The following is a 25,972-nucleotide window of genomic DNA, read 5'->3' as shown; positions in this document are numbered from 1 at the left end:
CTAATCAAAAATATAAGAATTATAAGAGAGAAATAAAATGATCAAACATTATGAATTTAAAAGTTTAGGTAAAGCAAGTCACGGTTGGTTGGAGTCAAGCCATCACTTTAGTTTTGCAGACTATTATAATCCGGCGCGTATGGGGTTTGGTGTACTTAGAGTTGTTAACGATGATTGGGTTAAACCGGGCACGGGCTTTCCAACTCATCCGCACCAAAATATGGAAATTGTTAGTTTTGTACGCTCTGGCTCTATTACCCATAAAGACAGTGCAGGAAACAAAGGCATAACGCCCGCTGGTGAAGTGCAAGTGATGAGTGCTGGAACTGGTATTAGCCATTCAGAATATAACTTAAGTAAAAATCCACTGACGTTTTATCAGATTTGGATTGAGCCTAACAAGATGAATGTTAAACCTCGATGGGAAAGTAAAGTGTTTAGCAGTGAAAGTGATGGAAATTCATTACCATTGTTAGTCTCTGGTTACCCGGAAGATAAAGGTCATGCTTTGTTTATCAATCAATTGGCACGAGTGTATGGCGGTAAAATTAAAAAAGGTATGCGCTTTACTCAATCGATTGACCAGCAGATGTATGTTTTAGCGTCTGCAGGTAGCTTTAAGGTGATTGATAATCAAACTGAAGTCGTGATGCAAAAAGGAGATGGCGCAGAAGTGACAAAGCAAAAAGAAATCATCATTGAAGCGCTTGAAGATAGCGAAGTGATTTTACTGGATGTACCTGCTAGATAAGGTCTATTCCACTGATATATGACTAAACAGAAAGAGGCGAAAGCCTCTTTTTTATTGCTAATTTTTAATTGTCGAAATTGAGTCCATCGATAGATGCCCCCTTTATATTTATGATACATCAATAGGCCAAAAGAGAGGCATTGGCCAAGTTGGGCTTATCCCATCACATCTACATTGAAGAACTAATTAATAATCTTTTTTATCAATTAGTTGACAGTTACTTTTTTGCCTCCCATATCTACCCCCTTGCACAGGGTGAGATCGTGAACGTTTTTTAATCAAAATCACAATCGATTTGACGATCACATTTAGCTGTGATCATATACTCCCTTTTTAGGGAGAGCATCATGCACATTGACCACTTCAAAGAACATTTTCAAACGATTATCGACCAACGCCAAGGTGCAAAGGTCACATATTGCCTGTTTGAAGTCCTTTTTGGCTCGCTATGTGCGGTGATTGCAGGCGCGAAAGGTTGGTTCGATATTCGTGAATACATTCTCGGTCATCATGATTGGTTTAAGCATAATGACTTGTTTTTGAATGGTATTCCTGCTGATGACACAATAGCTCGTATCATCTCTACCATTGAACCCGAACAGTTCCATGAGTGCTTCATTAACTGGATGTCATCAATTCATACTCTCACCGAAGGTCAAGTGATTGCGATTGATGGCAAAACACTTCGCGGCTCATATAATCGTGAAGACAGGAAGAGCACCATTCATATGATTAGTGCTTATGCGTCGTCCAACAAGCTCGTACTGGGACAGCTAAAAACCGAACAAAAAAGCAATGAAATTACAGCGATCCCTGAACTGATAAAGATGCTCGATATCAAGGGGGCCCTAGTAACAATTGATGCTATGGCCTGTCAAACCAAGATTGCTAAAGCCATTGTAGATCAAGGTGGAGACTACCTGCTTGCCGTAAAGAGCAACCAAGGAAAACTCCGACAAGCAATAGAAAAGGCATTCTCTTCTCAGCGAGCCAATGTGGCTGATAACATCTCTCTTGAGCAAGGACATGGCCGTATAGAGTCTCGTCAATGCTATGTTTTTGACAGTGCAAAACTTGAAGGTAATTTCTCTCGCTGGAAAGGCTTGAAGAGCATTGTGATGGTTGAAAACTTTCGCCTTGAGAAAGATAAATCTGTCGACCTAGAGTACCGTTATTACATCAGCTCCAAAGAGCTTAGTGCAGAGCAAGCTGCTATGGCTGTCAGAGAACATTGGGGCATAGAGTCAATGCACTGGGTACTTGATGTCACCATGAATGAAGATGCATGCCTGATATACAAAGATCACGGTGCAGAGAACCTATCATGCCTACGTCATATGAGCTTGAACATGCTCCGAGAAGAGCCAACCAAGCTAAGCATTGTTGGTAAGCAAAAGCGCTGCATGATGAATACATCGATGCTAGAGGCAGTATTAAGTGCTGGTTTTACTCGAGTGGTGAAAAACTAGGCACTCATGCGGTCACCCTGGGAGCAGTCGGTTAATACTGACTTACTGGCATCAGTGCGTAATATCGAAAGCGTAATTCCGGTAATGACAGGGAGCAATCCTGCAGTGACATTTATAGGCTCCACCAGTGCTTCGGTGAGTGAGAGTAATGGCAATGCCTACGGAGCAATCAAAGCTGCGGTTACCCATTACGTTCAATCTTTATCAAAGGCACATGCGGGGACTATTCGCTTTAATATCATAGCGCCTGCCTCAACGTTATTTGCTGGTGGCGGTTGGGATAAGTTTCGAATAGCAGCCCCAGAGCGATTTGCTGAGAAAGTAAATAAACTGCCAATGAAGCGTTTGGCGACACCGCAAGAAATCGCAGGTAGCGTCGTCTTTGTGTCATCAATGCGTGCAAGCTATATATCGGGCGAAGTGATTCATGTGGACGGTGGGGAAGGGAGTTCAATTACTCTTTAGTTTCACTGTGTGTACTTAGTTACTCGAAGTTCCGGACTCCAATTAATAAGAAGGTGCTATGTCAGATTTACCAGATGAAAACCAAAAGCGATACGTTGCAATTCTAAGTAAAAAGATGGATCTAGGAAGATCACTGAACGTCTTAGGGCACTTAAGTGTTGGCCTATCTAATCTGCTTGAAGATAGCGAAGGTCAGTATGTTGATTATCAAGATATGGATGGCAATGTGCACCCTAACTTATCGCATTACCCTTTCATTGTTTTAAAAGCAGATAACTCCAACAAGCTTCGAAAAGTCAGAGACGAAGCCATCAGTCGCAATATCAAATTTACCGATTTTACTAGTTCAATGATTGAAGGCGGCTCAGTTGAGCAGCAACAGAGAACAAGGGAAACCAAAGAGGCTGATCTCGAGTATCTAGGTGTGTGCTTGTTTGGTGATACAGATGTTCTGCGTGAGATTACGAAGAAGTTTAGTTTGTACAAATAAGTTTATATATAACAGATAGTTATTGTCTTCTCGATGCTAGGGGTAACTCAAAGTTGAAGTGGTGTGCAACTTTCAAGGCATGGGAATCGTCACCATGCCTTTTTAATATTCGTAGATCCGTCTTTATTAAGGATTCTGCTCCGCATTAATACTCGCGTAAGTATGCAGCAGCTCTGTCAGTGTTTTTACCCAACCGAAGGCATCTTGAGGTGGGTTAACTAAGATTTTTTCTACCTGTTCGCAGTGGGTTTCTAGGGTGATGGCTTCTTCTAGGTTGAAGGAGATAGCGTAGAAGTGCCACAGAACCAAGCGCGTCATTCGCACGCTGTTTTGCTTGGCATTTTCTGAATCATCAAAGGCTTGCTGAACTTCACTAAGAGCAATTGCAGTCATGCGTAGGGTTGCATCAAGGCGCGCTGACATCATGCGCTCTTCGCTATCCACTTCTTCATGATCAAAAGTGAAAAGCTCGCTCATCACGTCTTCTGGCACCATTTTACTGATCATTCGTGCGCCAAACTCTTCAAGTTCGTGGCGGGGCATGGTGACAAGGCAATCGAAGGTGTAATCACGAAGCATAAAAATCGCTCTAGTTAGCTGTTGAATAGAACCCGCATTCTAAGCCTTGTGGGCGATTTTACCAGTGTTAGATGCTATTGCTCAGCCCTATTTCTTAGGCTTTCTGGGCTCACGCCCAATACCTTTTTACACATCTTAGATAAACCAAAGCCATCTTTATAACCGACTTGCTCGGCGATAACCGCAAGGGGCCAGTGGGTATTGAGTAGCAAGAACTGTGCGCGTTTGATTCTGAGTTCGATGACCTTTTGCTTAGGACTCTGCTGATAGGTGTTTTTACAAAGGCGGTGCAAGGTGGGCTCTGAAATGTGCAGCTTCTTTGCCATGACTTGTGTGGTCCATGGGAAATGCAGCTGCTGATCAACCTCTAGGAACAGACGCTCTAGTTGCCCTTCCATATCTGGCGCATCGAATTGAATGATGGATTTTTGAATGTAGCGATGGATGTCTTGATTGAGGATCTTTCGAGTTTCAAATGGCACATCCAGTGTCAGCAAGTGCAGCATGTGCTTTAAGTTATCGTTGTAGTGACCCTTCCCCAAAGAGAGCGGCAGCGAGTTCATTCCTGCCCAGTTAGAGGTGGGTTCGAGAATAAACCATACAAAGTCCCAGTGGTTGTCCGTTTTGTAGTACACAAAATCAACATCGTGTTTGAGCAGCACCATGCTAGAGGCGGTCAGGTTTATAGTTTGTCCTTCACTTTCCACCGTAGCCTTGCCTGAGAGGGTAAATAGCAAGGTGTGATGATCCGGATTTTTCCTGGAGCAAAGGTATTCATCAGCCACATGAGTCACCCCCGCCATTCGTATCTGCTGGCTGGCAAAAAGCGGCGCGTTGTCTTGTGAAATGAATAACTCTGTCGAGTTTTTACCCAATTTGAATTTATTTGACACCATCGACGTTATTGCTCGCTTGATAGTTTATGACATGCTCAAGAGAGATTGTGCCATAGAATGAGTTGATGAATACATTAAAGTGTCAAACAAGCCGTGTATACGGACATAACAGAAAATAATAAAAAATAGGGCACAATAAATGTCGAACTCTTTAGATAGAACAGCAAAGCTTAGCCTGCGTGAAAAGCTAGGTTATGCCATAGGTGACTCTGGCTTCAACTTCTACTGGATCATCATCGGATCTTACTTATCTTACTTCTACACAGATATCTTTGGTTTATCTGCCGCTGCCGCAGGTACCATGTTTTTGGTTACTCGAATCGTCGATTCAATCTCCGACCCATTGATGGGAGCTATCGCTGACCGCACTCAATCTCGCTGGGGTAAATTTAGACCTTACCTAATGCTTGGTGCTCTGCCGATGGCAGGCGCGGCAGTACTGACAATGAGTACTCCCGATTTAGGTGAAGGCGGAAAGCTTCTTTGGGCATATGGCACTTACACACTAATGATGCTGTGCTACACCATTCTTAGCACGCCATATTCTTCTCTTGCAGGGGTTATTACCGCCGATACCGAAGAGAGAAACTCTCTGTTTGGTCTGCGTTTTTTCTTTGCGTACTCAACCGGCATCTTAGTAGGTGCGTTCACTCCTGAGCTTGCCGACTACTTCGGCAATGGCGATGACGCGAGAGGCTGGCAGTTAACCATGGCATTGTATGCGAGCGTGGCGACTGTGTGTTTCTTTATCACTTTCTACACCACCAAAGAGCGTGTAGTACCGCCTGTTGGGCAGAAGACCAACCCAATTTCTGACATCAAAGACCTAATGAACAACAAGCCTTGGGTGATCTTATTTGCTCTTGCGATGATCATCATGATGACCATTGTTTTCCGTGGCAGCAGCGCAACGTATTACTTCAAATACTTTGTTGAACGCCCAGACCTTATGGGTTCGTACATTGGCTTGCAGATGGCGGCTTATGCGGTGGGTTGTCTGGCGACGCCTTACCTAACACGCAAGGTTGCAGATAAAGCCAAGCTTCTGATGATCCTGATGGGGATTGTCGGTTCTCTAAGCCTAGCGTTTGCATTCGTACCAAAACCTGCGGCAACAGGCGTTGTAACTATCCCTTCAAGTGAGGCTATTACATTAACAGCGACTGAAGTACTGGGTGAATCAACACGTGAAGGCGAACACATTCAGTGGATAGAGCACCAAAAATCATTCTGGATATTCAGCGATAAAGTCGTGGTTGCCCAAGGTACAGAAGAGCTCAAGCTTGATGATGCTCGCGGTACGGTCATTAGTATTCAAAAAACCTTGGCTAACGGTGAGGTGATGAACAGCTCAGACCTACCGATAGAGATTATCACCATGTTTGTGCTGAACATCTTAATCAGCTTGGCACTAGGGCCTAAGTCTCCAATTACTTGGTCAATGTACGCTGATGCAGCTGACTTCAATGAATGGAAAACAGGCCGCCGCGCAACGGCAATGACCTTCTCTGCAGCGACCTTCTCTCAAAAATTGGGTGGCGCTATCGGTTCGGCAACGGTGCTTTGGGTGCTCGCCGCCGTTGGTTACTCCGCGAATGAAATTCAAGATGGCGCTTCACTATCAAGCATTGTCTATCTGCAAACCATCGTACCTGCGTTCTTTGCCTTTATTGCAATTTGGGCATTGCGTTACTACGACCTAACAGCAAACAAGATTGAGACCATTCAAATAGAACTAAAAGAACGAGTAGCGATTTAAAAACGCAGCGGGTTAAAAATTATTAAGAAAGGCTAAGCAAAATGTTGATTACCACCAAACAAAATGGCGAGCGAGTAGAGCTTTTAAGCCCAACAGAGATGCCAAGGGCTTCAGGGTTTCTTTGGAATAAAAAGATGATGATTCAGGTAAATTGTCGTGGTTATGCCACCGCACAATTTATGCAGCCAGAGCCTGCAAAATACATGCATGCTCCAAACCTTGAAGCAAAGAGCTTCATGCAACCTGAGCAGCCGTATTTTGCACATCACCCTGGGCGCTTCTTTTACATCAAGGATGAAGAATCTGGAGAAATCTTCTCGGCACCTTATGAGCCAGTGAGAGCAAAGCTAGACAAGTACTGCTTCTCATTGGGACAGTCTGATATCCAATGGCAGATTGAACATCTAGGTATAGAAATAGAGCTGTGTCTTAGCTTACCTGAGGATGATGTGGTCGAACTGTGGCAATTAAAGGTGAAGAACGTGTCTGGGCGTGCGCGAAAGCTTAGCGTGTACCCATACTTCCCCATCGGTTACATGAGCTGGATGAATCAGTCGGCGAAATACCGTCAAGATCTGGGTGGTGTAGTGGCTAGCTGTGTAACGCCGTATCAAAAGGTGGCCGACTACTTTAAGAATAAAGACCTGAAAGATAAGACATTCTTCCTTCATGACCGAGCGCCGACGTCTTACGAAACCATTCGTGAGGTGTTTGAAGGTGAGGGGGGCTTACACAATCCTACCGGAGTTCAGCAAAGCACTTTGGACAACGGCGATGCCTTGTATGAAACGCCTACCGCAGCTCTTCAATATCAGATGGAATTGGATGCAAATCAACAAGAGGATTATCGATTCTTGTTAGGCCCAGCCTTTGATGACGCAGAGATTGAGCTCAAGCGTGATCGTTACTTTGCTGATGCAGAGTTTGCTAACACCAAACAGAAATACGCCGCTTATGTGGCGCAAGGCAAGGGCAATATAGAGATCAATACGCCAGATACTCAGCTTAATGAGTTTGTGAATAGCTGGCTACCGAGACAGATGTTCTATCATGGCGATGTAAACCGTCTAAGTACCGACCCGCAGACACGTAACTACATCCAAGATGCGATGGGTATGGTGTATATCAAGCCCGACGTGACTCGCGCTGCGTTCCTGCATGCTCTTGCTCAGCAAGAGGAGTCAGGGGCTATTCCCGATGGGATTTTGCTCACCGAAGAAGCGGAGCTTAAATACATCAATCAGATCCCGCATACCGACCACTGTATTTGGTTCCCGGTGTGTTTGCGTGCCTATCTTGATGAAACCAACGATTACGCCATCTTTGACCAATCAGTTCAGCAGTTCAAAGGTACTGAAACTAAAACCGCCTTTGAGCGTATTAACGATGCCATGCGCTGGCTGTTCAACGAGCGTGATCATCGAGGCCTAAGCTATATCGCGCAAGGTGATTGGTGCGACCCAATGAATATGGTGGGCTACAAAGGCAAGGGTGTATCGGGCTGGTTATCTATGGCCGCCGCCTATGCGCTGAACATTTGGTCTGATATCTGCCAGCAACTCGGTGAAGATGAACTTTCAGCTGAGTTCAAACGCAACGCTGACGCGCTCAATGAAGCGGTGAATAAGCACATCTGGGACGGTGATTGGTACGCGCGTGGTATCACCGATGATGATGTGGTGTTTGGTACCAGTAAAGATGAAGAAGGGCGCATCTTCCTTAATCCGCAAAGCTGGGCAATCTTGGCCGATACGGCAGACGCGGACAAGCGTGAAAAGATGATTAAGCAAGTAGAGCAGCAACTCGAAACGCCTTATGGGGTGATGATGCTTGCGCCAAGCTTTACCGGAATGCGAGATGATGTTGGCCGTGTAACGCAAAAGCATCCAGGCTCGGCTGAAAATGGCAGTGTTTATAATCACGCTGCGATTTTCTATATCTTTAGCCTTTACCAAGCGGGTGAAACAGACCGTGCATTTAAGCTAATGTCGCAGATGTTAGCCGGTCCAGATGAGGCGGATTATGTTCAGCGTGGCCAGCTTCCAGTGTTTATCCCTAACTACTATCGCGGCGCCTATTATCAGCACCCAAGAACGGCCGGCCGTTCGAGTCAGTTGTTTAATACTGGCACAGTATCTTGGGTCTACCGCTGTATTGTTGAGGGTTTATTTGGTCTGAAAGGCTGTGCTGGTGGCTTATCTATTGAACCTCAACTACCTGCAGATTGGGATAAAGCCAGTGCCGTTCGCAGTTTCCGTGGGGCAACGTTTGAGGTGACCATTCAGCGAGCCGATGTGACACAAACTCAAGTGAGTGTTGATGGAGTGAAGCTATCGTCCACTATGATCGAAGAGTTCGAACCAGGAAAAACCTATAAGGTTGAGGTCTTGATTGCTTAGCTTTGGTAAAGCTTGATTCGCTTTTAAATAACGAAGATAAGTAATAAAAGGTCGCCCTTGGCTTCATTGGCAAGGGCGCTTTTCTTTCATATTTCAGAGTGGGTTTATTCACGGGATTAAGTGGCTGCAGCATCTCTAACGGTTCTTAAATTTTTTCATTTCTTTGATGAAGAAATCCATTGCAGGGTTTAGCGCTCTTTGTTTCTGCCAGATAAGGTTTGTCGCCCATTGAGATATACTGTCAGTACTTTCTTGATAAAGCACGACATCGCCGTTTTGTATTGCGTGTTCACAGGTAAATCTGGGTAAGTAAGCCCAGCCAACACCCGCCTTAATTAAGTTCAAAATTTGAATACCACTGTTTGATAGCATGTATCTATGGCTCGATACATCGGCATTACGCATACCTATATCATCTAAAAACGACAGGCTCAGCTGTAGCTTATCGTTTAAGGCATCTATGTCGACTTCTGCGGGTAGTGACCAGTTGTTGGGTACCACTCTTACCACATCGAAGGAGTAGGCTTTTTCCATCGCTAACTCATCGTGGAGATAAACTGTATTGAAAATCAGCCCAATATCGACGGTGCCTGAAAGCACTGCACTCTTAATCTGCGTGGTGTCATTGCTTTGCACCTTCAAAGAAATATGTGGGTAGGTTTGCAAAAGTTGTGCGAAGAGCTGGTCAATTTGGCTATCTAACAAGCCACTATCAACTGCAATGGTCAGTTTATCGGGTATGCCTTGCAGAATGCTCTCAACATTGGCATCAAACAGCGCCGACTCTTTAAGCATCGCAATGGCAGATTTATAAAGCTGTTTACCTTCGGGAGTGACCTCTAGTGAGCGAGGGTGCCGGATAAAGAGATCTAATCCAGTATCTATCTCTAGTGTATTGATCTGCTCACGAATAGTAGAAACGTGTTTCCCAACCTGTCTAGCGGCCTGCGCCATTCCCTTGTTGTCCACGGTAGCGACAAAAGCTCGAAGCTGATCTAATGAAACGGACATACAGTTCCTTTATTGAATTGCCAATGTGTTTAGAGGGGGTTTACCTAGTCTCAGCGACTTTGGAATACGATAATAATAGTAATAATAGACTCATTCCTAAACGGAAACCTTCAAATTTAAGTGAGACTATTATGAAATCTTTCAAACTAAACAAAATCGCAACAGTAGCACTGGCAGCAGCTTCATTGGCAGGTGCAGTAGGCACAGCAAGCGCATGTTCACGCTTTACACTGGATACACCACATGGTGTTTCAACGGTTCGTTCTTTAGATTGGGGCGATCAATTAGGCAACGTGGCTCAAGTTAACCCTGTGGATGTTCAAAACACATCAGAAACGCCAAGCTACAAGAATGCAATGAGCTGGACAACTAAGTACCATGCGATTTCTCAGATGGAGTGGGATGTGTTCCATGGTGTTGCTTCAGATGCAATTAACTCAGAAGGCCTAGCGGCATCGTTACTGTACATGGCGGATTCAAAAGAATTCATTAAAGATTACAAAGATACTGGCGCACCGGCTGTGAGCTTCCTTGATGTGATTCGTTACATCACTGAGACCTACTCTACAACGGAAGAAGCTGTTCAAGCATTTAACAACAATGAGTGGCAAATCGCTTGGGCTGACGGTCTTCACGGTGCTTTGCATGGTCTACATATCTCTATACAAGATAAAACGGGCGATATTGCACTTATGCAGCTGAACGAAGGCGGTAAGATGGTAGTGCACCGTGGTGATACATCAAGTGACCTGCGTGTCATGGCGAATGCTCCTCTTCAACAGGATCACAGAGACTATGTAGCTAAAGTAGACCTTGCTGACCTGAAAGCGAAAGATATTCCAAGCTCAATTAGCTCTGCTGACCGTAATCTTCGTGGTTTGTTTAATACACAACACGTTACGTTTAAAGAAGATGCATCATGGGCACAAACGCGAGGTAAATTGTTGAGCACATACAACGCTGGCAACTTGGTACCACAAGATTTGGTTGACCCAGTAAATGGTGAGACATACGCGACTTGGACTCAGTTTACTTACAACCATGACAACGGTGATTTCTTGTTCAGTAACTACGACACTCGTACTCAGATTGGTTACAACTTTAGCGAAACGCTGCATTTCACCAAGACCATGTGTGCAGATACCGTTGAGCAAGCAAATGGTGGTCTAAACAAAGCGGTATTTACTGAGTGTGCGACTCACTAATATACTGACTTTGAAATCAATATTGTGAGTTAGAAAGCTCCTGTATTACTAACGCCACCCAATCTAGGGTGGCGTTAACATTTGGGCCTAAGCTATTTTAAACAGAAATCAGTGTCTAGGGCTGGTGGCAAAATAGAGGTTTACATACACAATTGAGTGAGGCTCTAATTTCTTACAAATCTTTATTTTTGAGATTCTTGATGTGTGTATAATTCGTTGTCTTATTGATAGCTATCACTATCACTCAATTAGACAGGGATTCTGGTGCAAAAATGCAGTTAAAAGAAATAGATAAAAAGCGATACCGTTCACGATTAAACGTGGTGATTGTTGCCTGCATCGTCAGCCTAGCGGTGCTGAGTTTATCTATATCTCAGACATTGATTTACCTCTTCCCCTCAGAGGCGGGTTCTCACTTTCATTGGAACTTACTGGGAGTGGTAGTCAGCGCAATTGCAGTAGGTATGACGCTACGCAAACTCAAGAGTCATCCCAAAATGTTTGAGGTGGCTTATATTTGGGATTTGAAGCATCAGCTGAATTTGATCTACAGAAAGAATCGCAAACTCCTTGCCGCAGCAGAGCAAGGCAATAAAGAGGCCATGTTAGCCCTGCAATTTAGCTATCAAGGTTCTCGCCAGTTATGGCAGATGGATGACAACACCATTACCATGAGCAGTCTGAATACCGCGCAAAATCAACTGGATAAATGGGTTGAAGAGTACGATGTGCAATTGGATATTTCAGACTATCACTCAGGTTTACTTAAAGAGTTTTAGCCGTAATACAGGCGCTAATTGTGCTCTGGACTTTTAATGTAAAAAAGCCCGCTTACTGCGCAATGAGTAAGCGGGCTATCTGTTATCTAACGCTTTTCTTAGTTCTTACTTTTTATAGTGATCGGCGATGGCTTCAAATGCCGCCAGTCTTGGTAGGTTAGTCGCTCTTGCCGCGTTGGAGGCTGACTCCGCGGAAGAGAAGGTGGCAATGACTAGGTTTTTCTCTTGGTTAATGTACAGGTGCTGTCCATACACTCCGCGGAATGTCGCAATGCCTTTCTCGCTATCATGAACCCACAGGTAGTTTTTGTAACCCTCTAACCATTGGTCATAAACGCCTGAATCGCGGTCTTTATACACGCTGCGATCCATGTGTGACTTTTCATCGTCAGTGAGAGCGAAGGTATCTTTAATCCACGCTTCTGAGAACACTTGCTGTCCGTTGTATTGGCCATTGTTAGCCATGGCGATCCCGACTCTTGCAAAATCTCTCAATGTTGTCGTAAAGCCACCCGTTGCAATGGGGGTAAATGTCATGTCCGCCATGAAACCAGCATCGTGCTCTACACCTAGCTTAGACCAGATATTTTCAGCAACGAACTTTTGAAGAGGTTGCCCGGATACTCGAGCGATCAGCCAACCAACAACATCTACATTAGGTGAGTGATATTCGTATTTATAGTTTACCGCAAGATCTGAGTTTTGCGTAAATTCAGGAGCAAATTCTAATACGCCGCGAGGTGTGTCGTCTTTGGTTGGATCGATCGCCATGAGATCATAAGCAGGAACTAAGCCTAGTCTGCGGAAGTACTCAAAGTGCATCGTTCCTGGAGTGATATTGGCATAGTCTTCGCTGTAATCTAGGGCCGATGTCATGTTAAGGACTGTTCGAACGGTTTGCTTACCAAAGTGACTACCTTTTAGTTCCTCTATGTAACTCTCAACTGTCTCATTAGGGTCGATCTTACCTTGCTCAACTAAAAGGCCGATTGCTTGACCAGTCATAGACTTGGTGCTTGATGCCCACATATGATGATCTTTAGGGCCAAACGTACCATAGTACTCTTCATGAACAACCTCACCATCTTTGATAATGATATAGCCATCAGTGCGGTCGTTGATCATCGCTTCTTCAACTGTGTAGCTTGCGTCAGCATGTTCGAACTTCAGTTTTGCGATGCTAGGGTCTAGTTTGTTTGGTAGAGCAGAAATATTGCCATCTCTAGGCACCATTACCGTTGGGTGAATGCCGATATTCTGAAATGCCCAGTGATTGTAATCAGGTTGTGTCCAGTTACTCAATGTCACCTGATCTTCTGCTGCAACAGGTACTGAATACATTGCTTGAGCCTTGTCGTTAGCACTTACTGACAAAGCCGATAAAGATACAGTAATCGCAAGTAATTTTAGTTTCATGTCATAGACCTTTATTTGTTGTTTTGAGTATTAGAGAAAAAATTTGACGCCGATTTCTAGATTGAGCTCACTGTTACCTTTGACTTCTTGGCCACTTGAGTTAGGTCTGCTGGATTAATGGACTCATCTTCTGCCTGCTGCACCCAAGTCGGTATCAATGAAGCAGCAGTGAGAGCTGTAATCTTTAGTAGTTTGTGCATCATTTCTTTGGACTCTAACTGTATGGGTATACGATTTGATAAATGTGATTCCTACATGCGGTCTCACTTCACGAGCGGATAATATGGCTTATAATTGATACAATCGAATCCATAATGGATGGATTGTGCATACATAAATTTTGGTGAGATAAACGATGATTACGTTAGAGCAGCTTGCATGTTTTAAAGCGGTGTATGAACTGAGCAGTTACAGCAAAGCGGCTAGAGAAACCAATAAAACCCGAGCCACAGTGCGAGAGCGGGTAAAAGCATTAGAGGATGTACTGGGTTTTGAGTTGTTTGAAGTCGTTGGGAAAACCCTTTTCGCAACGGAGCAAGCGAAGCATTTGTACTCCAGAGCGGATAACCTCACTAGGCAAGCAAAAGAGTTTTATAGCGTGGCTCTATCCACCTTTTCAACAGAGATCACCTCAATCGTTTTGCATCATGACGATCTGATACCCTTGTGCTTGTTATCCGATATCGATGACGCTATTGAGCATGAGTTTCCACATATATCGATCAATTGGTTGCAGAGGGATAGAGAGTCAAGCTTTAAGGATATTGAAAGTGGCAGTGCGCTGTTTTCAATTATGCCCACCGTTGGAAAGGTTTATCCTAGCACTAAGGTAGGGAGCGTAAATTTAGGGACGTATCAGTATGCAACGTATACGTCAGTAAAATCCAGCATTCCCAAGCACCCTATTGACCTTATTCAGCTCGCGACTGAAGATTTTCTTGTGACAGAAAATGCGGTGCTGAACGAGATGCGCTACGCAAACATTAGTAACCATAAGCATCTGATTTCAAACAACGATATGTTGATGCATAAGATTCAAAAGAAGGGGTGGACCTTATTGAGCATCGCTAATGCCGAAGACTATGTGGATACAGGGAAACTTCGAACCATTAAAGTGAAAGAGACACTAGGTAACTTAAGGCAAGAGATGGTCTTATTCTATGGATTGCATTCAGAAATGGATGCAGCAAGAAGCCGCATCATAGATATCGCCAAGCAGTGTGCGGCTAACTTTGCTAAAGGGCCTTATGCCTAGAGAGGACTAAACATGTCAGAGCAGGAAAATGGGCTCGATGAGCACGGGTATATCGAAAACAGTTGCTCATTGGATAAGATTCAGCCTGGGTTTCATGCAGTAGTGAATGCGGTGATTGATGAATTGTGTCTACGCTTCCCAGGCAGAATCGATGGAATTTATCTCTATGGCAGCGTTCCAAGAGGCACGGCTAGAACAGGGGAATCCGACCTTGATGTGTCTATTGTGTTTAAAGATGAAGTGACCAGCAACGATAATGAAGCCCTGAGTTCAATTTCTTTATCATTATCCAGATTACATCGTGAAATCAGTAAATTAGATTTAGACCCTGGCTCTCTTCAGGACATATTGCAGCCCCAAGAAAAATACCATTGGCAGTTTTGGCTTAGGCATTGCTGTTGCTGTGTTTGGGGTAACGATCTCTCACGTCAATTTCCTCAGCTAAAGCCAAGTCTGCATATTGCACGCGCTCTGAATGGCGATGTCGATGATTTTGTTGGGCAAATGGCAGATAAGTTTGAACGCATGTCAGCGGGGGAAATGAGTCGGGTTGTGGGCAAGAAACTTTTGCGCTCAGCTTATTATCTCATTGCGGAGCAAGATGGCAGCTGGCATACGGATCTCGCCCTTTGCACAAAGGTTGCCAGAAAATATTACCCACAGCATAAAGATGAGCTACATCTAGCCTATCAGTTAGCAACGGGTCATTTATCGTCAAAAGAGCAAGCCTTATCACTTGCTCACAAGTTTAAAGAGACACTGAATGCAGGCCTAATCAGCTAACTTAATGGTTTTAATTATTGAATGAATGTTTAGATCGCAATGACTTTTCAATATTCGCTATTGAAATACCGCAACGATCTGGATATTTTGTGTCACCTTACAAAGGGCAGAACACTACCGCACCCTTTGTGATATTACCCTCACGCTCTGCAACATATAAAAAGGCATTCAGTGTTTAAGAACAGCACCTACATTAAAAAGAACATCAAGATGGCTTGGCCGATTGCGATCAATGCCTTGTTAATGCAGGGCATGCTGATGATTGATACTTTGCTTATTTCGCCATTGGGAGAGGGCTCTCTGGCGGCAATGGGGATTGCGAGTACCATCGTTGCATTGATGCTAGGGGTTCAAAATGCATTAGCGAATGGCTCGCAGAACGTGTTATCTCGCGCCTTTGGCTCAGGTAAAGAGAGCTTGTTATCAAAATCTTTCCTCTCTGGCATGATTATCAATCTGTCGGTTGCTGTATTGTTCTTCGCTTTGGTGACGGTATTCAAATGGCCACTGATCAAGCTGATCAGTCACGATACTCATTTGTATTCGGACATCGATGCGTACCTGTCTACGATCAAATATGCCTTGCTACTGACCGGCATCTCTCAGGTATCCATTGCCCTGTTCAATGCTATGGGCAAGACCAAGCTGCCACTGCTCAGCTATTTGCTTACCATGCCAGTCAATGCATTGGTTTCTTATTATCTGATCTACGGGTTCGGTGATTTTACGGGTATTGGGATCTCGGGCGCAGCCTTAGGTTCTGTGATTGCGCTTGGGCTGAGAATGCTTTTCTTGTTGGTGTGTTTGCGATACCAAAAGACCTCGAAACTCTCGTTTAAGCAGGCTAGCGACGGCGTTGCGCGTAACGTTAGGCTGCACTTTAAAGAAACCTTCCCGATTGCGGCCAACATGATGGTGTTGGCGATGGGCCTTGCTGCCTATAACCTCTTGTATACGCAGTTGCCCACTGAAGCGTATGCGGCCATCGTTATGATAACGCCTTGGCTTTCGGCGCTGTCGCAGTTTGTTTTGGCGTGGGCGGTATCTTCTGCTATTACGATTTCTCAGGCTATCGGTTCAAACAATCTAGAGACTTTGGACTCGGATGTGAGCCTGAGCATTAAGGTCACTATTGCGGTATCTGGGATTATTTCCTTTGCCTCTTTTATCCTGAGTTTGGTGATAGACAAAATCTACCCAGGCCATTCACCAATCACCTATCAAGCGTTAGCGGTGATCGCTCCTTTGTACATCTTGATGCCTTTGATACAAGGCTATACCACAGTGCATGGTCAGGTACTTCGTGCGTTGGGTAAGACGACAGCAGTCTTTAATATCAACTTTATTACTCGTTGGCTTATTGCCTTACCGCTGTGTGCCTTTGTTGTGCTCGTTCTAAATGCATCAATCTTCTGGGTTTATGCGGTGGTTGTGTTTGAGCAGGCCTTGAAAATAGTGCCAATGCGTTACCAAGCGCGTAAGTTCTTGCGAGAGTTTGATAGCAAAAAAGCAAAAGAGCTCATGTACGACTGATCGCGTGAGTAAGCGTTAACTTTCTCTGCTCGCTACTGCTTCGACAGCACCTTTTCCAACTCTTCAATGCTCTCGTCAAAGTAGGGGTTGAAGGTGAGCCTTGCGTGGACTTTTCCTGGTTCTAAATAGCCATAGGAAGAGTACCAAACTGGCTCACCAGACTGGCATTTCAGTGTATCTTCAATGGGTTGCCCATTATCGCAGATGCGAACCTTGCCCTCGATGCCATATTCTTTATTATCCGGTGAGAACAACCCGCCCATATGTGAGCCCTCACTAACCCGAAAAGAAGGGAGGTTCATGCTATAGGCTGATACGCGTTGGTCTTTGGGTGGATTATCCCCAAGCCAAACAAGGTGCGAATTGGGGTTGGTAAAGGTCGTTGTAAACTGCTGCACAGCAAAGCTTTTATCGATGACAGTGTCCCCTTCGCTGAGAAGCATGAAAACTGGCTTATCATAATTTCCCGCCTTTGAGAGCTGTTGTTGAACTTGCTGCGTTGTCTCGTAGTAACTGGCCGCCGCTTTCATTGGTAAAGAGCCGTAGCGTAAGTAGTTATCCTCTGGGTCTTGGTCAGCCCAATCCATAAAGTATTGTGCCCATTGGGTCATAGGAGCAAGGTTAGACTGAGCTTTAAATGCAGGAGAGAAGAGGATCAGACCGTTAAGCGAGTCATCGTTCAGTGCGTAACTGGTCACAAGGTTTGCGCCAGTTGAATATCCCCCAAGCCAAACACTGTTTACTTCCATCTTTAGCAGTTTGATCTGCTGCTCTACGCTTTGCTGCCACAACTTCGCAGAAACCAGTTTTAAGTCGCCAACCTTAGTGCCGTGACCGGGCAGTAGCATGGTTCTAACCAGATAACCTTGAGCAGAAAGTCGCTGCGCAATATCGATAAAGGAGTAGGGAGAGTCACCCAAGCCGTGAACCAGTAAGATGGCCTCGCCATTCATTTTGGAGGGACGGTATTCCTTAGGGGAATTCAGCGCTATCTCGCGTTCTTTATCTTCCGTTAAGTAATACCGTTCAGCGCGCATCCAGGCCTGTGTCTCAGAGACATACTCCTCGAAGGTATTCTGATCAAACGAGCTTAGGCTTTCACCGCTTTGATAATAGAGAGGCTCATTATGATTAGAGCCACACGCCGCCAAGGTGGTAGCCACAATAGCAATGGTTAAGTGTTGAGTCTTTTTTAGCATGGATAAAATCTATTTCCTTATGGATTTTCCATTTATACGCACAAGTTTACCTGAGCAGAACAAGAATAGCAGTGTAAAGGTGCGCTTAACCTCAGTGTCGATTGACTGTGACTAAATCCACTTCTAAAAGTCATTGCATCGATCATCGACCGTCAAAAATTTAGACTGTATTTGTTTTTAAGGACCCAGGGTCCTAGGCCCTAGGATCCTAGTTACCTAGAACCTAGAACCTAGAACCCAGAACCTAGAACCTAGAACCCAGAACCTAGAACCCAGAACCCAGAACCTAGAACCCAGAACCCAGAACCCAGGGCCGGGTTCTAATCCCTAAAACCCCGTCCCCACTGTAAAATAGAGTGCTTGCTCTTCATCACTAAAGCCTAAGTCGACGCCCATGTGTAAGCCGTAGCGACGAGCAATTTGGTATCTGAAACCGGCGCCATAGGCGTCAACGGTTGTTGATGATGTTTTCGAGGTGAAGCAGTTGCTTGGGCACCCGCCAAGGTCGAATCCGGTGGTTTCGTTGCGAGTATGGCCAACACCGTAAAAGCCTAAGATCGTCCAGCGATTGTCGATACGATACATCAACTGCGTTTGCGCTGTGGCCACTTTATCCCCTTGATAGCGAAACAATGAGATGCCTCGCAGGTCGATGTACGGGTTCGAAGTAGGAGTGAGCATGGTTTCGTCACTACTAATGGAGTCGTAACTTCCGGCAAAGGCAATGATCCATTTCTCGCCAATAGGAACAAAGGCTTGCCCTTCGATAGAGAGAGTATCGTAATCGTGATCAGCACCTATCTCTTTTCTATGCCACATATAATCTGCGTTGAGAGAGTAGCCCTTGGTAGGGAAAAACATGTTGTCACGGCTATCGTATTCCAACACTAAGCCTAAGCCTGAATTGATGGTTTCATCTAAGTCCATGAATTGCAGTGTTTTATCAACCACGCCATTAGAAGACTCTAGGGTCGATTTACTCCATGTTTGCTTCGCACCTAACAGCCAATTGGTGTTCGGGAGGCGAAACTGTATTTGCTGTAACAACACGGCAAAATCGGTTTCGGTATCGAACTTAAAGGCTTTGTCTGGAGGGAGTAGACCGCCAAAATCATTGTAGATATCGATGTTTGCATGACCAATAGCGCCGCCACCCATATAACGAATACTGTCTTCTTTCCAAGTGCGTCGGTGACCTGCGGCTATCACCCATGTGCCATTTTCGGTTCCTGCAGCAGCAACGGCCGTCATTGCGGGTGGGATTAGCTGCGCACCACCATCGAGGGATTCTTTGGCCAATCTCTGACGTGTCTCTTTTTCTTCATCGGTTTCGTGCAGAAACAAACCCGCAACGCCACCGCCATAACCCACAGCAGGCTCGGTTATGATGATGGGAACGGGAAGAAAGCCATAAGCGTTATCAGCGAGATAATCACCCATATCAAATCGCCCATCGACGGGATCGGTAAACGAAGCGAATGCAGCCGAAGGCAATACGCTTAGAGACAAGAGTGCAGCAAAAGAGGTGTGTCGAAAATTGGTCACTGTAGAGCTCGGTTCAGGTTGAAAAACGAGCTGATTTTACGGATCTAGGCGAAAGTGCAAACTACCGTTTGATGGACGGCTTCCTACATAAGAAACATCTAGGCTAGATTTAAATCGGTTGAATTATGTCCAAGAGGTTTCGTATCATTGCAGAATTAATGGGAGTTTTGTTCGTTAATTTTTTGGCCTGAATTTCTTTGAATTCACTATGCAAGAGAATTTACATGTTTTTAGTTGTAAGTCACTCTGAGTCCGCTTACGATGCTCTCGTCGAATGGTGAGTTCGATTTATTTCAGATGAGAGTTTCATGCCTTTATTTACTATCAGACAATTCGTTCTACTGCTACTTGTAGCAGCGCTTGCTCCTATGCAAGCACTCGCGTCTGATGCAAAGGCGCCAGGGTTTACTGCCGAACAGCTCGTGGCTTATAGCCAGCTATTGGAAGTAGAATCCGCTCCTACCTCTGAAATACCTGCAAGCACCTCATACGTGCAGCACAATACCCTGGCTATTGTGCAAAACCAGCGCAGTGTTTTTGCTCCTAAGCAAGAATTAGACAGCAATAATTCAACGCGCAACACCTCAAATCCAAACGTATTTTGTTTCAATGATGACGCCTATGCATTTACTGCTAAATGGCATGCATCTCGCGCTGCGTTTCATCATGATAAGAGTGCACACAGGCTTGGTGGCTGGAAAGACAGTAATGCCCTGTATGTCGCTCTAAACGGCCAATACTCTTCATAGTTCCAATCGCTTAATTTTTCGTGTGCTAGCTAGATTTTATCTACTGGTTACAGCGAATCTCCAATGACACTCAGCTCAAACCTACCACTATTTAAATAGTGCGATATCGCCTGTCTGTCATAGCCCAAATTAATTGAATTTACTCTGTCCTTAGGGATGGAGGGATAGCTTATATATGAAGAACAAAGCCATAACTCATAAAAGCAGAAAGCGCATCAATCACTATTCTGCTTGGAAATACGTCGTACTTGTTGCCACTGTGATCATCCTTACGCTCAGTGCCATTCCTACATGGTTTGGTGAGAAGCCAGCAATACAGATACAAGTGCCTGAAAAGGCGATATTTACTACCTCAGTTCAGACCTTAAAACGTTCACTAGAAGATCAGGGTATCCCTGTTTTGTCTGCTACGGAGCAAGACAACCAGATCTCGCTACTGTTTGATAATGAGTCTGACCAAACACACGCTCGTACCATTCTAAACAAACAGTATTCTGAAGAATCCATTGCCTACTCGTATCAGTCAGTAGCACCGCAATGGCTGTCTAATATGGGTATGAACCCGATTAAACTAGGGCTCGACCTGCGTGGTGGTGTGCAATTTTTGTTGCACGTTGATGTTGATAAAGCGATGCAAGAACAACAATCCACCATAGTAGAGGACATCAAGGCGCATCTGCGTCAGAACTCCATTAGAAATGTACAAGTCCGAGTAAGTAGCGCTGATGCTATCAATGTGAATGTACGTGCTTCTAAGGCTCAGCAACAACTGATGGAGTATGTACGCACTCACTTCCCTGATTGGCAAATCAGTGCAAGTTCGAGTGGCTTCAGTTTGGCTCAAAATGAACAAAGCCGAACCGAACTCCAGTCCACTATCGTGCAACAAAACTTGCAGATCATGCGAGGCCGAATCGAAGAGCTAGGTATTACTGAGGCTATGGTGCAAAGGCAAGGTACGGACAATATCCGCATCGAGCTGCCCGGCGTTCAAGACCCCGCTCAAGCTAAGAATGTGATTGGCGCTACTGCCAGCCTTGCATTTTATGAGGTCAAAAGTGGCTCTTCAGCCTACAGCCGTCAAAACTTAGTACTCAAAGATAATGATGGTCGCTCGGTTGTCCTTGAGAAGAGACCTGTGCTTGCAGGCGAGCATATTACCAATGCGCGCTCTGGCATGGATGAGATTGGGCTTTCAGAAGTGAACATCACCCTTGACCACGCTGGTGGCAAGAAGATGAGTGACTTTTCCGCTACGCACATTGGTAAGCCTATGGCGACGGTCTACCGAGAATACCAAACCAATGAGCAAGGCGTGACTGAACGTAGTGAGCGAGTGATCAGCGTCGCTACTATTCAATCTCAGCTAGGCAGTCAGTTTAGAATCACCGGATCTGGCTCAATGCAAGAAGCACAAGAGTTGGCAATGTTGTTGCGAGCGGGCTCTTTGACTGCGCCGGTTACCATAGTGGAAGAGCGCACTATCGGTGCTTCGCTTGGTGCTGAAAACATCCAAAATGGTTTTGCTGCTTTGGCATTTGGTATGGGTATGACGCTGCTGTTTATGGCCGTTTGGTATCGTAGACTTGGCTGGGTGGCCAACGTTGCACTGTGTAGCAACATGCTGTGCTTGTTAGGCCTTATTGCACTGTTGCCGGGCGCGGTTCTAACGCTGCCAGGTATTGCGGGCTTAGTTTTGACCGTGGGCATGGCAGTCGATACCAACGTTATTATCTTTGAGCGAATCAAAGACAAGATGCGAGAAGGCCGCAGCTTTGCTCAATCTATCGATGCCGGGTTTGATAGTGCGCTTTCTACCATCTTAGATGCCAATGTCACCACCATGATCACCGCAGTGATCCTCTATTCCATCGGTAATGGTCCTATTCAAGGGTTCGCATTGACCTTAGGTCTTGGTCTTCTGACCAGTATCTTCACTGGCGTTTTTGCCTCAAGAGCGATGATCAATTTAATCTGGGGCCAAGATGCCCGCCGTGAAGTGAGGGTGTAATCATGGTTAAGTTTTTTAAACACAATATTCGTAAAGTTCGTTACTTCACTACTGTTGTCTCAGTACTACTCACAGTGGTTGCTATCGCGGCTATTGGCCTTAAGGGGCTAAACCTTGGCTTAGATTTTACCGGCGGTATGGTCACTGAAGTACAGCTCGACAAATCACTGTCGAGCAACCAAATAATGAAACAGCTCCAGCCTGAAATGGGAGAGTCTGTGAGTGTCACCTCTGCCGGAGAAGAGGGGCGTTGGGTAATTCGCTACTCGGTTCCTGAAGATGGTTCAGATGCTGTGGATGTAGGCTCAGTGCTATCGTCTTACTCTGATCAGGTGGATGTAGTGAGCAATAGCATCGTTGGTTCTCAGGTAGGACAAGACCTATTTGAGCAAGGTGGGTTGGCATTGATGATCTCAATCTTGTCGATACTGGGTTACCTTTGCTTCCGATTTGAATGGCGACTGGCGAGTGGTTCGTTGTTTGCGCTATTTCATGATGTGATACTGGTACTAGGCTTCTTCGCGCTGGCTCAGATGGAGTTTAACCTCACGGTATTTGCCGCTATTCTGGCGATTCTTGGGTACTCATTGAATGACTCAATCATCATTGCCGATAGGATTCGTGAACTGCTGGTGGCCAAGCAAGATAAGAGTGCCAAGTGGGTCAACGACCAAGCGGTTATTGCGACCTTCTCACGCACTATGGTGACCTCGGGTACTACCTTGATTACGGTTGGGGCATTGTGGGTGATGGGCGGTTCTGCGCTGGCAGGTTTCTCCACCGCAATGTTCATTGGTGTCCTTTCAGGTACTTGGTCTTCAATTTCTATTGGTACTGTATTGCCTGAATGGTTGAACCTAGAAGCGAAGCACTATCAACCTGTTGAGGTAGACGCCGCGCCTTAAAACTTAGCCATCCAAGAACACATTACAACGCAAATCAGCAGCCTTAATTTAGCAGAGTTAGGGCTGTTCGTCTGTGCTTCTTCTTCATCTGACCCTTCCTTGCTCAATCTTTGCCTACCTCTAGCGCATAAAGTTATTTAGATATGATAAATCGGCCGTTTAATATGGCTTCGTTAGCAAAGTTTATCGAACTAAAATCATTGTAATTCTTGGTTTAACCAACTGTATTTAAACGTTTTATATTAACCTTAGCGATTATTGATTCAATATTATGCGCTAATGATTTATTGAATCCTCAACCACATAGAATTCTTCACCTCAACGCACTGAGGTGCATAACGACTTCCTAGAAATACGAATACGGGGAGTGACAATATTGAATTCCAACACTGAGGTTACCATGAAGCTACATCACCTATTCTTACCCCTGTCTTTGCTTGTTACTGGTTGCGCGAGTTCGCTGCCAAATACCGAAGAAATGAAAGATATTGATACCAAACACTACTTCGTAGAAAGCAATTTCAAAGATGGCAATGCTGGCATGTCTTGGATTGTAGAAGGTGCCGACCAGTTTGAATTTAATGAGTTTACCTTCGAAAAAGTAAACATCGATAAGACCGGTGTTAATGGTCATACTTCAGGAGCGGTGCAGCAAGAATTCGCAACTAAATTACAAGATACCTTGTCTCAACGCATTGCATCCAAACTGCCAAGTTATCAAACCAAGATGTTACCAAATCGGACCATGGATGTGAGCGTGACTTTGTATGACATTGAAGATATTCCGGAAGACTTGCGTGTGACTGAGTTCATTCCTGTGGGTACGGTAATTGGTGCGATTAAATACGCCACTGGTATTCGAGATCGTTCAGTTCGAATGGTTGCAAGCGTTGATCTAGTGGATGAAAAGAGCAAAGAGCTTATCGGTCGACGCGTCTTTGTAGTGAATGACAATGGCGTTCTCGAAAATGACGACTCTAAAATCACCCTAAAGATGTTGGAAAAGAACGTTCAGCAGATCACGAGCCAAACCATCGACTTTGTGATGCATGTAGCGTATGAAGAAAAGAGCTAGATAGCCATGATTAGATAATCTTGGGTAACGCAAATTACGGGTTACTTGGGCGGTGATCTATCGAGTCTAATCAAGTGAAATGAAACCCCTCAATATCCTAGTTTTATTCGGATATGGAGGGGTGATGTTTAGTTGGATTGAATCTTAGCTTCGATATCCTTTAGATTGCTGTGGAAGAATAACTTTCTCGCTAAATCGAGAACAGCGGGTGATCCTGACTCTCGAATTGTCTCATAATAGTATTCTTCCGCTGATGCTGGATTGCCTAAGCTTTCCTCTATCTTCGCGTAGATCACCGTTGAGAACATACTGTAGTGATGATTCGGTATCTTATCTAGATAACCTCGAGCTTTGAGTGGTTCATCCAACGTTAAATAATAGGCGGCAAGAGCGTCATAGACTCGATATGAATCTGGAGCAGCCTCCATACTCATTAATTGAGATTTCATTTCTTGATTTAGCTTCTCAACCTTTGCTTTGGAGGCTGAAGCTTGCGTAACGAAGATACTAGAAAGCTCGAAAATGTATCTATCTGATGCGATCAAGTGGTTATCGGGTTCTATTTCATAGGCTTTCCTAACACTTTTAATGGATTCGGCATATTCCGCCAGAAGCCCATGCCCAAGGGACTCCATTATGTGGTGCAGAGCTGCTTGGTTATCCGGCAATTCACTCACTTGCTTGGCGATGACAGGTTTTGCGATATCAATCTTAAACGCATCGAGAAGGTCATCAAGCATCACTGCCATGGTTGAATGCAGGGCAGTAGTAGGCTCAATCAAATAGCTACGATCCAAGTGCTTAAAGTCTGATGTGCGATTAAAATAAGCCACTTCCAACGACTTCCGGTCACCATTAATTATGGGATTGAAGGTAATAACATTGGCTGCATTAGGTACGTATTCTTCGTCATAAACAATTCGATAGTCTTTGTAGACGGTGAGGAAATCCAATAGCTTTCTGATAATACCGATAGTAAATGGGTCTTCTCTAAGCGCTTCGGGCAAGTCGACAAAAATATATCTTGGCTCAAGAGAAAGGTAGTGGATCTCTTGCGAGTTTGAGGCCACTTGATTCGATGTCACATCTGCCGGCTGATTTCGCTGCAAACAGCATCCCGATCAGAATCACTACAGCAACGGCAAGCATGTAAACGAGAGGAGACCCCTTGGCTGCCTTCTCTGACTTCGCAGGTTTTTTGACTGCAGGCGTAGGTTTTGTATCGGCTACAGATTCTTCTGGGGGAGTTGTAGCTACGGATTGTTGCTCTTCCTCTTGCCCTGGTATTGGCGCGTCACTGATCGTTGGCGCGGCTTCCTTTTCTACTTCTACACGAGTCGCTGTAGATACCTTCGGCTTATCGACTTTTTGCTCAATATGCTCAATTTCAAACTTGTAGCCGCGCTTAGGCACAGTGACTATGTAGCCCATTGCGTGTCGATTGGGAGATTTTAAGGTTTTACGAAGCTCGAATATGGCCTGGGTAATCACCTGATCAGTAAGGATTGAGCCGTTCCATACCTCATCAATCAACTCGTTACGAGAGAAGACAGTGTTAGGGTTCTGACAAAAAAAGTGGAGCAATTTAGAAAGACGGTTGTCTAGGGTAAAGGTTTCACCTTGATAATTGAGCTTGTCTTCGTCTGGCGTGAATACCCAGCCATCGAAGCGATACGTCACATACTCTTTATCCATAAT

Annotated in this window: 24 protein-coding genes; 15 read left to right on the top strand and 9 right to left on the bottom strand. The window is 44.9% G+C overall.

From position 1 onward, the window contains the following. The first annotated feature begins 37 nt into the window (after nucleotides 1–37). From A6E01_RS18115 to A6E01_RS18100, 4 genes are all read left to right on the top strand, one after another. The gene (locus A6E01_RS18115) at nucleotides 38–751 is read left to right on the top strand and encodes a pirin family protein (RefSeq protein ID WP_065210931.1); all 714 of its coding nucleotides are present in this window, start codon (nucleotides 38–40) and stop codon (nucleotides 749–751) included. A 347-nt stretch (nucleotides 752–1,098) separates the two neighbouring features. Further along, nucleotides 1,099–2,220: an ISAs1 family transposase gene (locus A6E01_RS18110; protein ID WP_065209685.1), complete on the top strand. Its 1,122-nt coding sequence runs from the start codon at nucleotides 1,099–1,101 to the stop codon at nucleotides 2,218–2,220. A 6-nt stretch (nucleotides 2,221–2,226) separates the two neighbouring features. Next, nucleotides 2,227–2,685 carry an SDR family NAD(P)-dependent oxidoreductase gene (locus tag A6E01_RS18105; protein WP_082961405.1) on the top strand — a complete coding sequence of 153 codons (459 nt, stop codon included), beginning with the start codon at nucleotides 2,227–2,229 and terminating at the stop codon, nucleotides 2,683–2,685. 58 nt (nucleotides 2,686–2,743) lie between these two features. Then, nucleotides 2,744–3,175, top strand: coding sequence for a DUF2000 domain-containing protein (locus A6E01_RS18100; RefSeq protein WP_065210929.1), 432 nt, complete (start codon nucleotides 2,744–2,746; stop codon nucleotides 3,173–3,175). 126 nt (nucleotides 3,176–3,301) lie between these two features. On the opposite strand, the gene A6E01_RS18095 is transcribed toward A6E01_RS18100, so the two are convergent. Then, nucleotides 3,302–3,754, bottom strand: a complete 453-nt coding sequence (locus A6E01_RS18095) for an exoribonuclease R (protein ID WP_065210928.1) — start codon at nucleotides 3,752–3,754, stop codon at nucleotides 3,302–3,304. Between the two features lie 74 nt (nucleotides 3,755–3,828). Beyond that, nucleotides 3,829–4,650: an AraC family transcriptional regulator gene (locus A6E01_RS18090; protein ID WP_065210927.1), complete on the bottom strand. Its 822-nt coding sequence runs from the start codon at nucleotides 4,648–4,650 to the stop codon at nucleotides 3,829–3,831. A 139-nt stretch (nucleotides 4,651–4,789) separates the two neighbouring features. Here A6E01_RS18090 and A6E01_RS18085 point away from each other — a divergent pair, with 139 nt between their 5' ends. Both A6E01_RS18085 and A6E01_RS18080 read left to right on the top strand, forming a co-directional pair. Next, complete coding sequence (locus A6E01_RS18085) at nucleotides 4,790–6,409, top strand: MFS transporter (RefSeq protein WP_065210926.1); 1,620 nt, start codon at nucleotides 4,790–4,792, stop codon at nucleotides 6,407–6,409. A gap of 41 nt (nucleotides 6,410–6,450) precedes the next feature. After that, nucleotides 6,451–8,808, top strand: a complete 2,358-nt coding sequence (locus tag A6E01_RS18080) for a GH36-type glycosyl hydrolase domain-containing protein (RefSeq protein ID WP_102489874.1) — start codon at nucleotides 6,451–6,453, stop codon at nucleotides 8,806–8,808. A 135-nt stretch (nucleotides 8,809–8,943) separates the two neighbouring features. On the opposite strand, the gene A6E01_RS18075 is transcribed toward A6E01_RS18080, so the two are convergent. Beyond that, complete coding sequence (locus A6E01_RS18075) at nucleotides 8,944–9,819, bottom strand: LysR family transcriptional regulator (RefSeq protein WP_017028945.1); 876 nt, start codon at nucleotides 9,817–9,819, stop codon at nucleotides 8,944–8,946. Nucleotides 9,820–9,950: 131 nt separating this feature from the next. On the opposite strand from A6E01_RS18075, the gene A6E01_RS18070 reads away from it, so the two are divergent. Continuing rightward, complete coding sequence (locus A6E01_RS18070) at nucleotides 9,951–11,024, top strand: linear amide C-N hydrolase (RefSeq protein WP_065210925.1); 1,074 nt, start codon at nucleotides 9,951–9,953, stop codon at nucleotides 11,022–11,024. Nucleotides 11,025–11,296: 272 nt separating this feature from the next. Continuing rightward, nucleotides 11,297–11,803 (top strand): DUF3087 domain-containing protein, encoded by a 507-nt coding sequence (locus A6E01_RS18065; protein WP_017028947.1) that lies wholly within the window; start codon nucleotides 11,297–11,299, stop codon nucleotides 11,801–11,803. Nucleotides 11,804–11,908: 105 nt separating this feature from the next. On the opposite strand, the gene A6E01_RS18060 is transcribed toward A6E01_RS18065, so the two are convergent. Both A6E01_RS18060 and A6E01_RS21330 read right to left on the bottom strand, forming a co-directional pair. Then, a complete protein-coding gene (locus A6E01_RS18060) occupies nucleotides 11,909–13,219 on the bottom strand; it encodes a serine hydrolase domain-containing protein (protein ID WP_065210924.1) in 1,311 nt (436 codons plus the stop codon). A gap of 56 nt (nucleotides 13,220–13,275) precedes the next feature. Then, entirely contained in the window at nucleotides 13,276–13,422 is a 147-nt protein-coding gene (locus A6E01_RS21330) for a hypothetical protein (RefSeq protein ID WP_156744634.1), read from the bottom strand. Between the two features lie 152 nt (nucleotides 13,423–13,574). Here A6E01_RS21330 and A6E01_RS18055 point away from each other — a divergent pair, with 152 nt between their 5' ends. The 3 genes from A6E01_RS18055 to A6E01_RS18045 all read left to right on the top strand — a co-directional run bounded on the left by A6E01_RS18055 (nucleotide 13,575) and on the right by A6E01_RS18045 (nucleotide 16,790). Beyond that, nucleotides 13,575–14,474, top strand: coding sequence for a LysR family transcriptional regulator (locus tag A6E01_RS18055; protein WP_065210923.1), 900 nt, complete (start codon nucleotides 13,575–13,577; stop codon nucleotides 14,472–14,474). Nucleotides 14,475–14,486: 12 nt separating this feature from the next. After that, entirely contained in the window at nucleotides 14,487–15,257 is a 771-nt protein-coding gene (locus A6E01_RS18050; RefSeq protein WP_065210922.1) for a nucleotidyltransferase domain-containing protein, read from the top strand. A gap of 210 nt (nucleotides 15,258–15,467) precedes the next feature. Then, the gene (locus A6E01_RS18045) at nucleotides 15,468–16,790 is read left to right on the top strand and encodes an MATE family efflux transporter (RefSeq protein ID WP_017028952.1); all 1,323 of its coding nucleotides are present in this window, start codon (nucleotides 15,468–15,470) and stop codon (nucleotides 16,788–16,790) included. Nucleotides 16,791–16,822: 32 nt separating this feature from the next. On the opposite strand, the gene A6E01_RS18040 is transcribed toward A6E01_RS18045, so the two are convergent. Continuing rightward, nucleotides 16,823–17,989 carry an alpha/beta hydrolase gene (locus A6E01_RS18040; RefSeq protein ID WP_017028953.1) on the bottom strand — a complete coding sequence of 389 codons (1,167 nt, stop codon included), beginning with the start codon at nucleotides 17,987–17,989 and terminating at the stop codon, nucleotides 16,823–16,825. Between the two features lie 327 nt (nucleotides 17,990–18,316). Next, nucleotides 18,317–19,534, bottom strand: a complete 1,218-nt coding sequence (locus A6E01_RS18035; RefSeq protein ID WP_065210921.1) for a BamA/TamA family outer membrane protein — start codon at nucleotides 19,532–19,534, stop codon at nucleotides 18,317–18,319. Between the two features lie 308 nt (nucleotides 19,535–19,842). Between A6E01_RS18035 and A6E01_RS18030 the strand changes: the two genes are divergently transcribed. From A6E01_RS18030 to A6E01_RS18015, 4 genes are all read left to right on the top strand, one after another. Next, on the top strand, nucleotides 19,843–20,283 hold the full coding sequence (locus A6E01_RS18030) for a hypothetical protein (protein ID WP_065210920.1): 441 nt from the start codon (nucleotides 19,843–19,845) through the stop codon (nucleotides 20,281–20,283). Nucleotides 20,284–20,458: 175 nt separating this feature from the next. After that, a complete protein-coding gene (gene secD / locus A6E01_RS18025; protein WP_065210919.1) occupies nucleotides 20,459–22,294 on the top strand; it encodes a protein translocase subunit SecD in 1,836 nt (611 codons plus the stop codon). Nucleotides 22,295–22,296: 2 nt separating this feature from the next. Further along, complete coding sequence (secF, locus tag A6E01_RS18020) at nucleotides 22,297–23,199, top strand: protein translocase subunit SecF (RefSeq protein WP_065210918.1); 903 nt, start codon at nucleotides 22,297–22,299, stop codon at nucleotides 23,197–23,199. 400 nt (nucleotides 23,200–23,599) lie between these two features. Next, entirely contained in the window at nucleotides 23,600–24,274 is a 675-nt protein-coding gene (locus tag A6E01_RS18015; RefSeq protein ID WP_017028446.1) for a DUF3313 family protein, read from the top strand. A gap of 128 nt (nucleotides 24,275–24,402) precedes the next feature. On the opposite strand, the gene A6E01_RS18010 is transcribed toward A6E01_RS18015, so the two are convergent. After that, complete coding sequence (locus A6E01_RS18010) at nucleotides 24,403–25,383, bottom strand: hypothetical protein (protein WP_156744633.1); 981 nt, start codon at nucleotides 25,381–25,383, stop codon at nucleotides 24,403–24,405. After that, nucleotides 25,304–25,969 (bottom strand): winged helix-turn-helix domain-containing protein, encoded by a 666-nt coding sequence (locus A6E01_RS21675; protein ID WP_065210916.1) that lies wholly within the window; start codon nucleotides 25,967–25,969, stop codon nucleotides 25,304–25,306. The genes A6E01_RS18010 and A6E01_RS21675 overlap by 80 nt, the downstream gene beginning before the upstream one ends. Nucleotides 25,970–25,972: the final 3 nt, after the last annotated feature.

Origin of the sequence: Vibrio breoganii (assembly GCF_001677275.1) — a bacterium.
Taxonomy (GTDB): domain Bacteria; phylum Pseudomonadota; class Gammaproteobacteria; order Enterobacterales; family Vibrionaceae; genus Vibrio; species Vibrio breoganii.
The sequence above is the reverse complement of the archived record's forward strand: the minus strand, read 5'-3'. Positions and strand labels throughout refer to the sequence as shown.

Bases quoted from the DNA above. Each gene is read 5' to 3' on its own strand.
- A6E01_RS18095 (WP_065210928.1), bottom strand. From the start codon at position 3,754: ATGCTTCGTGATTACACCTTCGATTGCCTTGTCACCATGCCCCGCCAC.
- A6E01_RS18015 (WP_017028446.1), top strand. From the start codon at position 23,600: ATGAAGCTACATCACCTATTCTTACCCCTGTCTTTGCTTGTTACTGGT.
- A6E01_RS18090 (WP_065210927.1), bottom strand. From the start codon at position 4,650: ATGGTGTCAAATAAATTCAAATTGGGTAAAAACTCGACAGAGTTATTC.
- A6E01_RS18075 (WP_017028945.1), bottom strand. From the start codon at position 9,819: ATGTCCGTTTCATTAGATCAGCTTCGAGCTTTTGTCGCTACCGTGGAC.
- A6E01_RS18045 (WP_017028952.1), top strand. From the start codon at position 15,468: ATGGCTTGGCCGATTGCGATCAATGCCTTGTTAATGCAGGGCATGCTG.
- A6E01_RS18110 (WP_065209685.1), top strand. From the start codon at position 1,099: ATGCACATTGACCACTTCAAAGAACATTTTCAAACGATTATCGACCAA.
- A6E01_RS21330 (WP_156744634.1), bottom strand. From the start codon at position 13,422: ATGATGCACAAACTACTAAAGATTACAGCTCTCACTGCTGCTTCATTG.
- A6E01_RS18105 (WP_082961405.1), top strand. From the start codon at position 2,227: ATGCGGTCACCCTGGGAGCAGTCGGTTAATACTGACTTACTGGCATCA.
- A6E01_RS21675 (WP_065210916.1), bottom strand. From the start codon at position 25,969: ATGGATAAAGAGTATGTGACGTATCGCTTCGATGGCTGGGTATTCACG.
- secD (WP_065210919.1), top strand. From the start codon at position 20,459: ATGAAGAACAAAGCCATAACTCATAAAAGCAGAAAGCGCATCAATCAC.
- A6E01_RS18040 (WP_017028953.1), bottom strand. From the start codon at position 17,989: ATGCTAAAAAAGACTCAACACTTAACCATTGCTATTGTGGCTACCACC.
- A6E01_RS18070 (WP_065210925.1), top strand. From the start codon at position 9,951: ATGAAATCTTTCAAACTAAACAAAATCGCAACAGTAGCACTGGCAGCA.
- A6E01_RS18115 (WP_065210931.1), top strand. From the start codon at position 38: ATGATCAAACATTATGAATTTAAAAGTTTAGGTAAAGCAAGTCACGGT.
- A6E01_RS18065 (WP_017028947.1), top strand. From the start codon at position 11,297: ATGCAGTTAAAAGAAATAGATAAAAAGCGATACCGTTCACGATTAAAC.
- A6E01_RS18100 (WP_065210929.1), top strand. From the start codon at position 2,744: ATGTCAGATTTACCAGATGAAAACCAAAAGCGATACGTTGCAATTCTA.
- A6E01_RS18085 (WP_065210926.1), top strand. From the start codon at position 4,790: ATGTCGAACTCTTTAGATAGAACAGCAAAGCTTAGCCTGCGTGAAAAG.
- A6E01_RS18060 (WP_065210924.1), bottom strand. From the start codon at position 13,219: ATGAAACTAAAATTACTTGCGATTACTGTATCTTTATCGGCTTTGTCA.
- A6E01_RS18055 (WP_065210923.1), top strand. From the start codon at position 13,575: ATGATTACGTTAGAGCAGCTTGCATGTTTTAAAGCGGTGTATGAACTG.
- A6E01_RS18030 (WP_065210920.1), top strand. From the start codon at position 19,843: ATGCCTTTATTTACTATCAGACAATTCGTTCTACTGCTACTTGTAGCA.
- secF (WP_065210918.1), top strand. From the start codon at position 22,297: ATGGTTAAGTTTTTTAAACACAATATTCGTAAAGTTCGTTACTTCACT.
- A6E01_RS18080 (WP_102489874.1), top strand. From the start codon at position 6,451: ATGTTGATTACCACCAAACAAAATGGCGAGCGAGTAGAGCTTTTAAGC.
- A6E01_RS18050 (WP_065210922.1), top strand. From the start codon at position 14,487: ATGTCAGAGCAGGAAAATGGGCTCGATGAGCACGGGTATATCGAAAAC.